The 14,242-nt window shown below is 69.3% G+C and carries 16 protein-coding genes; 8 read left to right on the forward strand and 8 right to left on the reverse strand.

Features of this window, described 5'->3' with window-relative positions; translation table 11 throughout:
- Positions 1-24 precede the first annotated feature (24 nt).
- From ABZ374_RS17435 to ABZ374_RS17445, 3 genes are all read right to left on the reverse strand, one after another.
- Positions 25-714: a TetR family transcriptional regulator gene (locus ABZ374_RS17435; RefSeq protein WP_360311793.1), complete on the reverse strand. Its 690-nt coding sequence runs from the start codon at positions 712-714 to the stop codon at positions 25-27.
- Positions 715-798: 84 nt separating this feature from the next.
- Complete coding sequence (locus ABZ374_RS17440) at positions 799-1,230, reverse strand: hypothetical protein (protein ID WP_020556484.1); 432 nt, start codon at positions 1,228-1,230, stop codon at positions 799-801.
- A gap of 203 nt (positions 1,231-1,433) precedes the next feature.
- Positions 1,434-2,426: a hypothetical protein gene (locus tag ABZ374_RS17445; RefSeq protein WP_360311795.1), complete on the reverse strand. Its 993-nt coding sequence runs from the start codon at positions 2,424-2,426 to the stop codon at positions 1,434-1,436.
- A 328-nt stretch (positions 2,427-2,754) separates the two neighbouring features.
- On the opposite strand from ABZ374_RS17445, the gene hemL reads away from it, so the two are divergent.
- The 6 genes from hemL to ccsB all read left to right on the forward strand — a co-directional run bounded on the left by hemL (position 2,755) and on the right by ccsB (position 9,026).
- Complete coding sequence (gene hemL / locus ABZ374_RS17450; RefSeq protein WP_360311797.1) at positions 2,755-4,071, forward strand: glutamate-1-semialdehyde 2,1-aminomutase; 1,317 nt, start codon at positions 2,755-2,757, stop codon at positions 4,069-4,071.
- Between the two features lie 2 nt (positions 4,072-4,073).
- Positions 4,074-4,754, forward strand: a complete 681-nt coding sequence (locus tag ABZ374_RS17455; protein WP_360311799.1) for a histidine phosphatase family protein — start codon at positions 4,074-4,076, stop codon at positions 4,752-4,754.
- A gap of 126 nt (positions 4,755-4,880) precedes the next feature.
- Entirely contained in the window at positions 4,881-5,495 is a 615-nt protein-coding gene (locus ABZ374_RS17460; RefSeq protein ID WP_360311801.1) for a TlpA disulfide reductase family protein, read from the forward strand.
- A gap of 26 nt (positions 5,496-5,521) precedes the next feature.
- Positions 5,522-6,256, forward strand: a complete 735-nt coding sequence (locus ABZ374_RS17465) for a cytochrome c biogenesis protein CcdA (RefSeq protein ID WP_360311803.1) — start codon at positions 5,522-5,524, stop codon at positions 6,254-6,256.
- Entirely contained in the window at positions 6,256-7,965 is a 1,710-nt protein-coding gene (locus tag ABZ374_RS17470; RefSeq protein ID WP_360311805.1) for a cytochrome c biogenesis protein ResB, read from the forward strand. Before ABZ374_RS17465 ends, ABZ374_RS17470 begins: the two co-directional genes overlap by 1 nt.
- Positions 7,966-8,009: 44 nt before the next feature.
- Complete coding sequence (gene ccsB / locus ABZ374_RS17475; protein ID WP_360311924.1) at positions 8,010-9,026, forward strand: c-type cytochrome biogenesis protein CcsB; 1,017 nt, start codon at positions 8,010-8,012, stop codon at positions 9,024-9,026.
- A gap of 95 nt (positions 9,027-9,121) precedes the next feature.
- Here ccsB and ABZ374_RS17480 read toward each other — a convergent pair whose 3' ends face one another.
- From ABZ374_RS17480 to ABZ374_RS17495, 4 genes are all read right to left on the reverse strand, one after another.
- Positions 9,122-10,828, reverse strand: coding sequence for a TerD family protein (locus ABZ374_RS17480; protein WP_360311807.1), 1,707 nt, complete (start codon positions 10,826-10,828; stop codon positions 9,122-9,124).
- 227 nt (positions 10,829-11,055) lie between these two features.
- Complete coding sequence (locus ABZ374_RS17485) at positions 11,056-11,424, reverse strand: hypothetical protein (protein ID WP_360311809.1); 369 nt, start codon at positions 11,422-11,424, stop codon at positions 11,056-11,058.
- A 49-nt stretch (positions 11,425-11,473) separates the two neighbouring features.
- Positions 11,474-12,337, reverse strand: a complete 864-nt coding sequence (locus ABZ374_RS17490) for a hypothetical protein (protein WP_360311811.1) — start codon at positions 12,335-12,337, stop codon at positions 11,474-11,476.
- A gap of 5 nt (positions 12,338-12,342) precedes the next feature.
- Positions 12,343-12,615 (reverse strand): hypothetical protein, encoded by a 273-nt coding sequence (locus ABZ374_RS17495; protein WP_360311813.1) that lies wholly within the window; start codon positions 12,613-12,615, stop codon positions 12,343-12,345.
- 113 nt (positions 12,616-12,728) lie between these two features.
- On the opposite strand from ABZ374_RS17495, the gene ABZ374_RS17500 reads away from it, so the two are divergent.
- Both ABZ374_RS17500 and ABZ374_RS17505 read left to right on the forward strand, forming a co-directional pair.
- Positions 12,729-13,580, forward strand: coding sequence for a helix-turn-helix transcriptional regulator (locus ABZ374_RS17500; protein WP_360311815.1), 852 nt, complete (start codon positions 12,729-12,731; stop codon positions 13,578-13,580).
- Between the two features lie 11 nt (positions 13,581-13,591).
- A complete protein-coding gene (locus ABZ374_RS17505; protein WP_360311817.1) occupies positions 13,592-13,780 on the forward strand; it encodes a DUF397 domain-containing protein in 189 nt (62 codons plus the stop codon).
- Here ABZ374_RS17505 and ABZ374_RS17510 read toward each other — a convergent pair whose 3' ends face one another.
- On the reverse strand, positions 13,781-14,176 hold the full coding sequence (locus ABZ374_RS17510) for a DUF6879 family protein (protein WP_360311819.1): 396 nt from the start codon (positions 14,174-14,176) through the stop codon (positions 13,781-13,783).
- Positions 14,177-14,242: the final 66 nt, after the last annotated feature.

A 14,242-nucleotide genomic window follows, 5' to 3' on the forward strand; every position in this document is an offset into this window, starting at 1 on the left:
AGGGGGTCCCGCGCCGGGCGGGACCTAGCGGGATTGTTCGAGAGCGGCCTCGGTCCGGGCGGAGACCGGGGCCAGGAAGAGGGCGAGGGCGGTGTCGGTCAGACCCGCCAGGAAGACCTCCCGGTCGGTGGGCGTGTGCCGACCGGGATGGTGCAGCGCCATCTCGCGGTCGGCGAGTACGTGCGTGAGGTAGGACGACAGGAACACCCAGCGTTCGTCCCGGACGCGCGCGGGCACCTCGACCGCCAGGTCGAGCAGGCGCTCGCGCACGGTGTGGATCCCGCGCGTCCACTCCTCGCGGGACAGGTCGCGCACCGCGGTGCCCTCCACATAGGCGGCGTGCAGGCAAAAGCGCAGGTACCAACTGGGCTTGCCGGGCTCGCCCAGCGTGTCGGCGAGCGGGTACAGGAACGCCTCGATCAGACCCCGGGCGTCGTGCCCGTGCCCGGCCCGGTCGAGTTCGTCCAGCATCGCCAGGCGCCGAGCGTTCACCGGCTCCATGCGATGCCGAAAGACCGCGTCCACCAGGGTCTCCTTCGACCCGAAGTGGTAGCGCGCCGCGGCGGTGTTGCGCTGCCCGGCCTGGGCACCGATCTCCCGCAACGACACCCCGTTGATGCCGCGCTCGGCGAACAGCCGTTCCGCCGCCTCGATCATCAAAAGGCGTGCGCCGGCACCGCGGTCCGACGCCGAAGCGCCGTGCGTCCCTGTCATGGACGCACGTTAAACCGCGCGGGTTAATAACTCAAGTGGGTTAATCGAACGGGGGTCGGCACCGACACTCCGGGACGGCCGCGGCTACGAATGCATCAGGCAGTACAACTGGTGCCCGGCGTGGTGCAGTTCGCGGGCGAACTTGGTCCAGTCGTGCAACATCCGATACAGCAGATACGCGTCGCGCGGCACCCGACGGTCCGGGAACGTCGACCAGATGAAGGCCGCCGCGCCCAGTTCCTCCTCGGTCGCGTTGCGCAGCACGTCCATCAACATCGGCGGCAACTGCATCACCGCGTGCGCGGGGTGCAGGACGACCAACTCCAGTGGTGGCGTCGCGTCCTGCGGGGTGTCCCCGAGCAGCGACAGCACCATGGCGCTGACCGTCTCCGGTTTCACGAACGACACGTAGGAATTGCTGGGGCGTTCCACCGTGTCGGTCGGATCGATCAGCGGAGGCACCCGCGCCGCGGTCGCGCGATCGGGTGCGCCGAAGTACTCATATGTCACGCCCACGTGTGCACCGCCCGACCGAGGTCGGCTCCGTGACACGTGCGCACACCCGTGGCGCCCGACGCCATCGCTCCCTGCTCGCTTGTCTCGGTCTGATCGGTGATCGAGGGGACTCGTTGAAGATCGTCGCAGGTCATCCGGGCATTCCGTACCGCGGTTGGGTAACAGGTGTGCACCACTCGGAACCGGTCCCGCCCCGGCATGCGTCAGGACTCCCGGCCAGGCGGCCCGCCCGAGAAGGTCCGGCCGAGCGACATGTCGTTCAACGCCTTGACGAATACGCCCGTTCGCACCGAACCGGCGGAACGCGCGGTGATCTTCACCACGTTCGTGCCGACCACCGCGGCGCGCACGTCGGTCAACACCGTGCTCCACGGCACCCCCTGCGCGGTGCTGCCGCCGCCGGTGAACACGACGCGCAGTCGCTCGGCCTCGGCCCGGGCGGCCGGCTCCGACCCGGTCGCCACGCACAACACGTCGGTGCCCGGCGCGCCGGCCTTGCCGGTCACCCCGACCGCGATCCTGGGCCCGTTCGGGGTCTCGCCACCGGCGGCCCGATCGGTGATCACCGCGGCCAACGGCTTGTCCAGGCAGTCCGCCAGCGCGCGCTCGGTCGGGTCGGCGCCGAGCCTGGTGCCGCCGCGGGTGAGGTCGGCGCCCTGCAGCGTCGAGCCGTAGCCGATCTGCCGGTCGGCGATCCGGATCACGTTGAAGTGGTTGTTGCCCAGCGGCAGTTTCTGGGCCAGCGCGTCGTCCAAGCCCAACTCGTTGTCTCCACGCAGCCGTTGTGCCTTCGGCTCGGCGGGATCCGGCTTGGCGCCCAGTGCCTGGAGCTTGCCGAGCACGGTCTTCTTGTCGAAGCCGCCGACGAACACCCCGCCCTGGTACGGCGGTCGGCCGGCCGACCACGCCTCGCGCGCCTTGTTCGGGTCGAACCCCAGGGCCGGTGCCACCTGTTCGCGCAGCCCGCCCAGATCGGGCGAGCCGATCCCGAGCAGCGTGCCGTAGGGCCCGGTGGCGGCGGTGCCGCCGTTGGCCTTGGTGAGCGCGGCCGTGTCGGCGTACTCGAACCAACCCCGGGTGGACGCGTCGTCCCGCACCGCGTCCAGCGCGCCGCGCAGCCCCGTGGTACCGCCGTCGTCCGAGTCCTTGTCGCCGCAGGCAGCCGTCCCGGCCAGCAACAGCAGCGCCGCGAGCACCGGTCCGAGACCGCCGGCTATCCGGTGGTGTCGCCCGGACCGCCCACTCCGACGTGTTCTCGCCGCCACGCGCGCACCCCGATCGTCGTGCTGCACCCCGCCGGACATGCCTCACCCGTGGGCACGGGTCCGGGTGGTCCGATCATACTGCTCCCGGCCCCCGGTTTCGGTTGCCGGATCCCCGGGAACCAACGCGAATCCGTGCACACCCTCCCCGGCGCCCATCCGGTCGGTCCATTCGGGCACCGCGGCGCCCCTCCTTCGGCGCCCGTCGCGCCGCGCCGCCGGGGGCGACGAGGGTGCCCGGTTTGTTTGAGAGCATGGCCGGGTGAGCTCTGTCAACGAGAACCCCGCACCCGCCTCCGCCGCCCTGTTCGCGCGTGCGCGGGCCGTCACCCCCGGCGGGGTCAACTCGCCGGTGCGCGCCTTTCGCGCGGTCGGCGGCACGCCCCGCTTCATGGTCTCGGGCCGAGGTCCGTATCTGACCGACGCGGACGGCCGCGAATACGTGGACCTGGTGTGCTCCTGGGGACCGATGATCCTCGGCCACGCCCACCCCGCGGTGCAGGAGGCCGTGCGCGAGGCGGTCGCGCGCGGCACCTCCTTCGGCACCCCCGGCGCCGGCGAGGTCGAACTCGCCGAGGAGATCGTCTCCCGGATCGCCCCGGTCGAACAGGTCCGCCTGGTCAGCTCCGGCACCGAGGCCACCATGTCCGCGATCCGCCTCGCCCGCGGCTTCACCGGTCGGGCCAAGGTGATCAAGTTCGCCGGGTGTTACCACGGTCACGTGGACGCGCTGCTGGCCGCCGCCGGCTCCGGCCTGGCCACCTTCGCGCTGCCCGACACGCCCGGGGTGACCGGCGCCTCGGCCGCCGACACGATCGTGCTCCCCTACAACGACCTGTCCGCCGTCGAGTCGGCGTTCGCCGTGCACGGCGACGACATCGCGTGCGTGATCACCGAGGCCGCGCCCGGCAACATGGGCGTGGTCACCCCGCGGCCCGGCTTCAACGCCGGGCTCAAGGCACTGTGCGAGCGGCACGGCGCGTTGTTCGTCTCGGACGAGGTGATGACCGGCTTCCGGGTGTCCAAGGCGGGTTGGTTCGGCATCGAGGGTGTCGTGCCCGACCTGCTGACCTTCGGCAAGGTGATGGGCGGCGGCTTCCCGGCGGCGGCCTTCGGCGGACGCTCCGACGTGATGTCCCGGCTGGCCCCGCTGGGCCCGGTCTACCAGGCCGGCACGCTGTCCGGGAACCCGGTCGCCACCGCGGCCGGCGTCACCACGCTGCGGCACTGCACCGACGCGGTGTACAAGCACCTGGACGGGGTCTCGCTCGCGCTGCGCACCGAGGTCTCGGCCGCGCTGGCCAAGGAGGGTGTGGCACACACCGTGTCCACCGCCGGGAACATGTTCTCGATCTTCTTCACCGATCGACCGGTGCACGACTACGACCAGGCACGCACACAGCAGGCGTTCCGCTTCTCCGCGTTCTTCCACGCGATGCTGGACGCCGGCGTGTATCTGCCGCCGAGCGCGTTCGAGGCGTGGTTCCTGTCCGCCGCCCACGACGACGCGGCCGTGAACCGTATCCTCGACGCGCTGCCGGCCGCAGCCCGCGCCGCAGCGAGTGCCCAGGAGAACTGACGATGGCTCAGAAGCCGCAGACCAATCGCGATGTGACGATCGTGCACCTCATGCGCCACGGCGAGGTGCACAACCCGCACGGCATCCTGTACGGCCGCCTGCCCGACTACCACCTGTCGGAGCTGGGCAACAAGATGGCCGAGCGGGTCGCCGACCATCTCGCCGGGCGCGACATCACCCACGTGGTGTCCTCGCCGCTGGAGCGTGCCCAGGAGACGGCCGCGCCGATCGCCGGCCGGCACGGGCTGGAGATCGCCACCGACGAGCGGCTGATCGAGGCGGAGAACATCTTCCAGGGCAAGACCTTCGGGGTCGGCGACGGTTCGCTGCGCAACCCGGGGCACTGGAAGCACCTCACCAACCCGTTCAAGCCCTCGTGGGGTGAGCCGTACATCGAGCAGGTGGTGCGGATGATGGGCGCGCTGGGCGCCGCCCGGGACGCCGCGCGCGGGCACGAGGCGGTCTGCGTGAGCCACCAGTTGCCGATCTGGGTGACCCGCTCCTTCGTCGAGCGGCGGCGGTTGTGGCACGACCCGCGCAACCGGCAGTGCTCGCTCGCGTCGCTGACCACGTTCACCTACGAGGGGGACAAGATCGTCTCCGTCGGCTACAGCGAACCGGCCCGGGACCTGCTCCCGGCCAAGCTCGCCGGCAAGGCGCAGGGCAAGAGCTTCGGGGCCTGACGCAAAACCGCGAATTCGGGGCATGACGCCCCATTTATTTGGGACGAATCGGGATGAATTGAAGCAGTGTCAGCGGCACGACGGACCCCGCGTGGAGCGGTCGTGGAGGCATGCGAAACTTTTCACATGCTCACACGCCGCCTGCCTCGTCGTGCCGCGCTGCTCACCGCCGCGGCCCTGCTCGCACTCTCCGGCTGCGGTGGGATGAGCGCCGGCGGCAAGAGCGGCGGCGACGGCAAGGGCTACGTGGACAGCGACAACAGCGGCATCGCGCGGGCCGCGGTGGGCGCGCGTACCGCCGCCCCGAAGGTCTCCGGCCAGACGCTCGAAGGCAAGGACATCAGCCTCGCCGACTTCAAGGGCAAGGTCGTGGTGCTCAACGTCTGGGGCTCGTGGTGCCCGCCGTGCCGGGCCGAGGCCGCCGACTTCCAGCAGGCACACACCGAGACCGCGGACAAGGGTGTGCAGTTCCTGGGGATCAACACCCGCGACGCCACCCAGGACAACGCGCTCGCGTTCACCAACAGCAAGGGCATCACCTACCCGAGCCTGTGGGACCCGGACGCGCGCGAGATCCTCAAGTTCACCGGCAACCTGAACCCCAAGGCCATCCCCAGCACGCTGATCATCGACCGTGAGGGTCGGATCGCGGCCCGGGTGCTGCGCGCGGTCACCATCGAGGAACTGCGCTCGATGATCGACCCCGTGTTGAACGAGCCGGTGCCGAACGAGAAGGCCTGATCGAGGTGCTGGTCGCAGCCGAAGGAATGAACAACACAGTCTACACCGGGTCGCTGCTCGCGGCCCTGCCGATCGCCCTGCTCGCGGGGCTGATCTCGTTCTTCTCGCCGTGCGTGTTGCCCCTGGTGCCCGGCTACGTCAGCTACGTCACCGGGGTGTCCGGGGCCGACCTCAAGGACGCCCGGCGCGGCCGGCTCTTCCTGGGCACCCTGCTGTTCGTGCTCGGCTTCACCGCCGTGTTCGTCTCCATGGGCGCGGCGTTCGGCTACTTCGGCGAGACGCTGCTGAGGCACCAGGCGATCATCACCAAGGTCTTCGGCGCGATCACCATCGTGCTCGGGCTCTCCTTCATGGGTGTACTGCCGGGCATGCAACGCGAGTTCCGGCTGCACCAGCGACCGGCCGTCGGGCTGGTCGGCGCACCGCTGCTGGGTGTGGTGTTCGGGATCGGCTGGACGCCGTGCATCGGCCCGACCCTGACCGCGGTGCTCAACCTGTCCGTGAGCGAGGCGAGCGCCAACCGCGGCGCCCTGCTCACGGTGGCCTACTGCCTGGGCCTGGGCGTGCCCTTCCTGGTCACCGCGCTCGCGTTCCGCAAGGCACTCGGGGCGTTCGGGTGGGTCAAGAAGCACTACGTCTGGGTGATGCGCCTGGGCGGCGGCATGCTCGTACTGCTCGGCGTACTGATGCTCACCGGTGCGTGGGATCACATCATGCGCGAGCTGCAGTCCTGGGCCGGGCAATACACGATCGGAATCTGATGAGCCAGACCCGCACCGACGACGACCTCGAACGGGACGACGACCTCGCGCGGACCTCGGACGCCGAGGAGCGAGCCGATGCCGGGATGTCCACGGCGCCCGCGCAGGACGACGGCGACGCGGAGATGCGCCAACCGCAGTTGGGCGTGGTCGGCTGGCTGCGCTGGTTGTGGCGGCAACTGACCTCGATGCGAGTCGCGCTGATCCTGCTGTTCCTGCTGTCGGTCGCGGCCACGCCACCGACGCTGATCCCGCAGCGGCCGGTCAGTCCGATCAAGGTCAGCCAGTATTTCCGCGACCATCCCGACCGCGCGAAGATCATGGACAAGTTCCAGCTCTTCGACGTGTTCTCGTCGTGGTGGTTCGCCTCGATCTACATCCTGCTGTTCATTTCGCTCGCGGGCTGCATCGTGCCGCGGTGCTGGGCGCACGCCAAGACACTGCGGGCCAAGCCCCCGTCGGCGCCGCGCAACTTCGCCCGGCTGCCCGCGTACGCGCGCTGGGAGACCTCGGCGGACCCGGACGCGGTGCTGGAGGTGGCACGAGGGGCGCTCAAGAAGCGCCGCTTCCGGCTGAACCCGACCGCCGATTCGATCGCGGCGGAGAAGGGCTACGCCCGGGAGACCGGCAACCTGCTGTTCCACATCGCGCTGTTCGGCATCCTGGTCGCGTTCGCGCTGGGCAGTCTGTACAGCGTCAAGGGCGGCAAGATCGTCGTCGAGGGCGGCAGCTTCGCGAACGTGCTCACCCAGTACGACGACCGCCAGTTCGGTGCGCTCGTGGACGCGGACAACCTGGAGCCGTTCGGGTTCCGGCTCAAGTCCGTCGATCAGACGTTCCAGCCGACCGGCGCCAAGCGCGGCGAGCCGAGGTCGTTCACCGCGCACATCGAGTCCTGGTACGGCCACGAGGGCAAGGACAAGTCGGGGACGATCAAGGTCAACCACCCACTGCAGGTGGGTGACACCAAGGTCTTCATGATCGCCACCGGCTACGCGCCGGAGGTGACCGTACGCGACGCCAAGGGCAAGATCGCCTACAAGGGCCCGACCATCTTCCTGCCCCAGGACGGCAATCGGACCTCGACCGGCGTGATCAAGGTCCCCGACGTGAGCATCGGACTCAAGCAGTTGGGCTTCGACGCGCAGTTCCTGCCGAGCGCGCCGATGGACCCGGACGGCAACCTGCTGGTGGACCCCAGGCGCGGTCCGATCTCGGTGTTCCCCTCGCTGCTCAACCCGCGGTTGATGATCAGCGGCTACGAGGGCGACCTGGGCATGGACTCGGGCATCCCGCAGAACATCTACGCCCTCAAGGCCGACAAGATGGCCAAGTTCATGGACGGCACGGACGTGTGGCGCAAGGCCCTCAAGGTCGGCGACACCGTGCAACTGCCCAACGGCGCCGGCAGCATCACCTTCGACGGCGTCAAGACCTGGGCCAACTTCCAGGTCGCCAGCGAGCCGGGCAAGGGGCTCGCGCTGTTCAGCGTGGTGGCCGCCATCCTCGGGCTCGTGTTGTCACTGTTCGTCCGCCGCCGCCGGATGTGGGTGCGTGCGGTGGAGGGCCCCGACGGCCACACGGTCGTCGAGGTCGGCGGGCTCGCCCGCACCGAGGGCGGGGGCCTCGGCGAAGAGGTACAGGAGTTCGTGGACGCGTTGCGCGAGGCCGCGCCGGCGAACTCATCCGGCACCAAGGTCAAGGAGTGAGCGTGGGCGTCAACGAGAACCTCGCCCAATTCAGCAATGTGCTGATGTATTCGGCGATCGCCGTCTACCTGATGGCGTTCTTCGCCTATTGCATGGAATGGACGTTCGGCAGCAGCGGAGCGGTGGCCAAACGCTCGGCCGACCTGTCGGTCGAGGTGCTGGAGCCGGCCGCCGTGGGCGCGGCCGGCGGGGTCGCACTGGCCGAGCGGCCGGTGGTGGTGCTGCGCGAGGGCGGGCACGACGGCGCCGGTGCGGACGACCAGGGCGATGTGTCGGGCGGCAGCGAACGCGCCGACCGGATCGGCCGGGTCGCGGTCTCGCTGACCGTGCTGGCCTTCCTGCTGCAGGCCGGCTCCGTGCTCACGCGCGGCATCTCGGTCGAGCGGGCGCCGTGGGGCAACATGTACGAGTTCTCCACCTCGGTGTCGCTGGTGGTGGTCGCGGCCTTCCTGGTGCTGCTGTGGAAGTATCCGGTGCGCTGGCTGGGCCTGTTCGTCACGCTGCCGGTGCTCACCACGCTCGGCGTGGCGGTCACGCTGCTCTACACCGACTCCGAACAACTGGTCCCGGCGCTCGACTCGTACTGGTTGTGGATCCACGTCGCGTCCGCGATCGTCTCGTTCGGTGCCTTCCACATCGGCGCGCTCGCCTCGATCCTGTTCCTGTTCCGGCAGGGCTACGAGCGCCGGCAGGCCGACCCGGCCGGGGCCAAGCCGGGCCGCTTCGACGACAAGCTGGCTCGGCTGCCGAGTTCGGCCTCGTTGGACAAGACCGCCTACCGGGTCAACGCGATCATCTTCCCGCTGTGGACCTTCGCCATCGTGTGCGGCGCGATCTGGGCGGAGAACGCGTGGGGTCGCTACTGGGGTTGGGACCCCAAGGAGGTCTGGTCCTTCATCACCTGGGTGGCGTACGCGGCCTACCTGCACGCCCGCGCCACGGCGGGTTGGAAGGGCACGAAGGCGGCGGCGGTGTCGCTGGTCGCGTTCTCCTGCTTCCTGTTCAACTACTACGGCGTCAACATCTTCGTGAACGGCCTGCACTCGTACGCGGGCGTCTGAGCCGCGGTCGCCTCGAACGGTCTGCCCCGTCGCCCCCTTGCCGGGGCGGCGGGGCAGCGCCGTTTCGAGGCGAACTCGGCTGCTGCCGGGGCTCGTCAGGGGTAGAGGTTGCGGCCCTCGCTGATGTCTCGGTGGTAGTCCCGATCCAGGATCATTTCCCATTCGAACTCGTGGATGGCATTGTCGTCGCCCTTGAACTCGACGGGCCCCATGCTCATCGCGAAGCGCCCGTCGGCGTAGAGCATCGGGCGTTCCTCGCCCTGCTCGGAGTAGCGCTCGACGTGCCGGACCGTCGGACCCTGCGGTGTGGTGAAGTCGATCAGCGTGATTGCGACCCAGTAACCGCCGGCGTTGTCGTCGAGGAGCGGCACGGTCACGACCGAGCCTCGGCCGTCGTCGACGACGGCCTTGGCACCGTAGGACTTGAAGCTTCCGCTGCCGTTGGTGATCGCGCTGTAGGCGCAGATCAGCACGTGGCCCTGGAGGTCGGGGCGGGTGATCCGGATCACCTCGCGACCCGGGCTGCGGGCGTCGCCGTCCAGGTGGATGTACGGCTCGGCGGTCGTCGAGCCGAAGTCGCGGTAGTAGACCGCGCCCCTGGTCGGTATTCGTTCGTAGCTCGGCGGCACCGCCTCGACGCGTGGCACGAACAGTGCGTACAGGTCGAGGTCCGCCTCGTCGAATTCGTTGTACCCGGCGCCCCCGTTCCATTCGAGTGCCGCCGTGATCACCAGGTCGGGGTCGCCGTCCCAGGGCAGGGACACGCTCTGATTCTTGGTCAGCTTGATGGCGCCGAGCGACGGCTTGGTCATGTTCGGCGGGGTGGCGACGTTCGGGGCGGGGGCGTGCGGGGTCGCCAGCGGATACGACGTGGTGGGTACGGATGTGGTGATCGGTGCGGGTGCGGGTGCGGGTGCGGCTGCGGGTGCCGGGGTGGGGGTCGGCTGCGTGGGGGCGCTCGGGCGGCGACGCAGCCGGGACAGGGCCCGTGATATCGGGGAGGCGGGTGGGGTGGCGGGTGCCGGGGCGGGGGGTGGTGCGATGGCCGGCGGTGGGGTGAACCCGACGGGGGCCGGTGTGGGCGCCGGTGTTGCGAAGCCGGTGGCGTACTCCGGAGCGGTTGCGGCGGCCGGGGGTGTGGCGAACTCGGGCCCCGGGGTGTGCTGTTGTGGTTGTGCGGCGGGTGGGGCGAAGGCGACGGGTGCCGGCTGGGCGGCGGGGGCGGCGAAGCCTGGGGGTACTTCCGTCGCGTCGGGCATCGCGAAGCCCACCGCCAGGTCGCCGGCCGTCGGCGTGTCGTCCGGCTCCTCGGCGACCTCGATTCCGAAGTCCGTGGCGATGCCCGCGAGACCGCTCGCGTAGCCCTGCCCGACCGCGCGCACCTTCCACGCGTCCGCGCGCCGGTACACCTCGACCAGGACGGCCGCGGTCTGGCCCCGGTTCAGGTCGTCGGGCCGGTAGAGCGTCCCGCCCACGACCGCCTGCAGGCCGTGGACGTCCGCGAGGGTGTCCGCGCCCGTTTCCCCGTCGGCCGCGACCACCACGACCAGGCTCGCCACGTCGGCGGCGACCGCGCTCGTGACCACGGTCAACCGCCCGCCGTCGGCGAGTCGGACCGCACCGTCGGGGCTCGCGGGGTTGTTCCAGAACACGAAGTCCGCGTCACCGCGCACCAGATGATCGGCAGTCAGGAGCAACGCCGAGACGTCGACACCCGCACGCCCCTCCCACGACACGACGACCTCGACTACCTCGTCGCCGAGCGGCGCGTTCGCGCCCGTCGTCAACACGACATGCGTCATCGATGACCAACCCCCCAGAGTCGACACGGTCCCCCGCCGAGACCTTATGCGGCGATCCGCCCTGTGGCTTCGGCCGGCGCGGATCGGTACCGGATCGTGGGCATTCTCAAGGCGACGAAGGGTCCCTGAAGTGCGGGAAGTCCGCCGGCCGGAGCTGTGGGAGCCGGCCCGGTCCGACCGTCCGCACGGGCCCCGGCTCTCCGCACCTGGGCCCGCGCGGAGGCCGCTCACCCGGTGGCCTCGTGCGCGGCCCGGGTCAGAATCGCGGCGACTTCGGCCACCGCGGGGCGAGCGGCGGCGAGGGTGTCCGCGTCCGTGACCATTCGTTCGAGCTCGCGCAGTCGCCGAGCCCGGGCAGGCACCCGCCGCAACGCGACGAACACCGCCCAGCGATGCAGGAAGGCCCGTATCGGAGCCGTGCTGTCGGCCCGCACGGCCGCTCGCCAGGTGGCCCGGAAATCCTCCTCGAACCGACCCGCCGCCGCCGGGTCGAGCGCAACCACCGCCGCCCGCAACGCCTGCTCGCACACCGGCGGAACGGGGAACAACGACTCGTCGGCCGAGGACTCAGGGCCGGGATGGGGGTCGGTCCTCACGATTGCCTTTGCCTTCCCCGGATCGGGCGGCCGACGGACGGTCGGCGGCTCAGTGATCACACCCCCAATGGATGGGGCGGAGGGTGGTGCCGACGGCGGCTTCGGTGATGTGGTGCATGTTCTCCAGGCCGCGCAGGTTGAACAGGTGTTCCGCGCTGAGCAGTCGGGCGTGTTCGGGTGTGGTGTCGCCGACGATGAACCACGATGTCGGGCCTTCCTTCGGAGTCAGCCACCCGCACTCGTGGTGCGGCCACTCGACGCCGAGTGCCCGGACGATGGCCAGGCCGCGGCCGTGTTCGAGCAGGCGGTGCGGTGGACGATCGAGGCCGACCTCGCGGAATTCCACGCACAGGACGGGGTGGCCATCGGCGAGCGCACCCGTGATGTCGAGTACGTACGAGGTGATCGCGGCGGGTGTCTCGCGAAGCGCCTCGACCACCAACTCGGTGACCATCAGCCCGACATAGGTCCGCCGATCCCCGCCGATCCCGATCCCGTCGCACACCTCCCACACGAGGTGCCGCGCGGTCCGCGCCGACTGCGCGATTGCGGGCAACGATCGCGACACGGTGACGGGGGATTTCACGACTACGGGCACCGTCGACGTCTGGGCCTCTCCGAACGATGGCGAGAGCGCTTCGCATATGGCCCTCGCCCGAGCAGACACCGGGGCGAACTCTGCGCTTGGGGCTGCTTCTTCTTCGGCGGTAGACGCCTGGTTGAGCGCATAAATCAGACCCATGGTCAGGAACTCGGCCTGAGCCTTGGTGAGCGTCAACACAGGGGTATCGGAGCCGCTGAGGTCTCCGTCTTCTTCGTGGACGATGAGGGGGACCGTGATCGTGCCGGTCTCATGGTGTCGGCGGGCCAAGAGTACGTCTGGTTTGAGGGCGAATCGGATGACATCGGTCATGTGTGTCACCTCAACCTTGGAGTCGGTGCGGTGATGGCGAGCCTGAGAGCGCCGGCGAGATGCTTCAGAAGCGTCATCGCTCGGGCCTCGGACAGTTCTTCGAGACGTGGGCAGTGCATGGACCCGAACGCAAGAACGAGGCCATATTCGGACGGGCGGCTGACGAATACGCGCAAACCTTCGGTTCGAGCGGACGACGGTTGGACCATCAAGGCGCCTCCCGATTCGACCATCACCGAAACGACCAGGACGGCTACCCTTCGTGCCTGAATGCTCACGTTACTCCTGCACGCGTGCACCTTCAACCGTTACAGATGCACGCGTGCACCATTCACATGGTGGCGATACGTTACGACGACGCGGCAGACTGTTGCCGAAAATTGGGGGTGCCATGCCGGCCAGACCGACGATCCGAGCGCGACAACTGGGCTCTGAACTGCGACGACTCCGCGAAGCTGCGAACAAGTCGACTGATGAGGCTGCGGCTCACCTTGAGTGCTCGCGGCCGAAGATCTCGCGGATAGAGACCGGATCCGTCGCCGCACGACCGATCGATGTCCGAGCGCTACTCGATATGTACGCGGTGCACGACGCTGCAACTCGCGATGCTCTGCTCGAATTGGCGCGCCAGAGCGGTCGACGTGGATGGTGGCGCGACTACGGTGACACTCTGCCGAAGCCGTACGAGGATTTTGTGGGGCTCGAAGCCGAGGCGTCCTACATCCGCACCTGGCAGACGAGTTTGATCCCCGGCTTGCTCCAGACGGTCGACTACGCCCGAGCAATCACGGCTGCGAACCCGGCCTCCACCACCCCGGAGACGGTCGAGCAACTCGTCAAAGTCCGCATGGAGCGGCAGAACGCCGTCATGAACCGGCCCGATCCACCTCGGTTCTGGGCGGTGATCTGGGAGCCGGCGCTCCGGGTTCCTGTTGGTGGTCGTGACGTGATGCGTGCCCAACTCGCGCACCTCTCCGAACTCGTCGCACGGCCGACCACCACTGTCCAGGTCCTGAAGACGAAGAAGGGCGAAATCGCCTGTGTGGCAAGGCCATTCGTCGTCTTCGCGTTCCCACCGCCCGCCCCCGATGTGGTGTTCCTTGAGAACCTGACATCGTCGAACTACCTGGAGGGCGAGAACGAGGTTGCGGACCACATCCTGACCTTCGACTACCTCCGGTCATCAGCGGAGAGCCCTGCTGATTCCCTGACCTTGATCAACCAGGTCATCGCCGAGCTTTAGGAGCGAATCGAATGCAGCCCGACATCGCCGGCCCTTTCCGCAAGTCCTCGCGCAGCGGCCCCACCAACGACTGTGTCGAAATAGCGCCCACAGCAAACAATGGGATGGCGATCCGCGACAGCAAGGACCGTGCCGCCGGCATCATTCGCGCAGGCCGGGGGCCCTGGTCGGCCCTGATCGCCGACCTGAAGCGCACCTGATCACCCGAAGGAAGCCGCCCCACCCGAAGGCGAGGCGGCTTCCGGTGCGGCCACGTACTGGTCGACGGTCTCAGGTAGGGCGGTATGTCGGCGCGGCAGCCACCGAACCTCTTCGCCGGCCGCGAGGTTCGCCGCCGGGGTCGCCTCGTGCTCGTATCGGATGTAGTCCCCGATCGGCTCGGACACGATCCGGGCCCTGCGCACTTGCGCCCCATGCGCCATGGCCGAGCCCACCAGGGCATGCCACGCCCGATCAGCCGGGCCGCGATCGTACGCAACCCCCGCCGGCCAGGCCACGAACGCCGGGGACGTACCGGCATAGTCGTCCCGTATCTCCAGGTGCCAGGCCCGCTTTCGAACCGAGCTCAACAACTCGTCGAGCGTCGGAGTCGTCACCGGTGCCGTCCACCTCCGGGAAGAACCGCAATATGGGAAGCGGGAGTTCGGATCGCGTCCGCCCCG

Origin of the sequence: Embleya sp. NPDC005971, assembly GCF_040629175.1 — a bacterium.
Lineage (GTDB): Bacteria > Actinomycetota > Actinomycetes > Streptomycetales > Streptomycetaceae > Embleya.

Coding starts and splice junctions, on each gene's coding strand:
- ABZ374_RS17480 (WP_360311807.1), bottom strand. CDS start 10,828: ATGACGCATGTCGTGTTGACGACGGGCGCGAACGCGCCGCTCGGCGAC.
- ABZ374_RS17500 (WP_360311815.1), top strand. CDS start 12,729: ATGCCGGCCAGACCGACGATCCGAGCGCGACAACTGGGCTCTGAACTG.
- ABZ374_RS17490 (WP_360311811.1), bottom strand. CDS start 12,337: ATGACCGATGTCATCCGATTCGCCCTCAAACCAGACGTACTCTTGGCC.
- ABZ374_RS17455 (WP_360311799.1), top strand. CDS start 4,074: ATGGCTCAGAAGCCGCAGACCAATCGCGATGTGACGATCGTGCACCTC.
- ABZ374_RS17505 (WP_360311817.1), top strand. CDS start 13,592: ATGCAGCCCGACATCGCCGGCCCTTTCCGCAAGTCCTCGCGCAGCGGC.
- ccsB (WP_360311924.1), top strand. CDS start 8,010: ATGTATTCGGCGATCGCCGTCTACCTGATGGCGTTCTTCGCCTATTGC.
- ABZ374_RS17460 (WP_360311801.1), top strand. CDS start 4,881: ATGCTCACACGCCGCCTGCCTCGTCGTGCCGCGCTGCTCACCGCCGCG.
- ABZ374_RS17465 (WP_360311803.1), top strand. CDS start 5,522: ATGAACAACACAGTCTACACCGGGTCGCTGCTCGCGGCCCTGCCGATC.
- ABZ374_RS17435 (WP_360311793.1), bottom strand. CDS start 714: ATGACAGGGACGCACGGCGCTTCGGCGTCGGACCGCGGTGCCGGCGCA.
- ABZ374_RS17470 (WP_360311805.1), top strand. CDS start 6,256: ATGAGCCAGACCCGCACCGACGACGACCTCGAACGGGACGACGACCTC.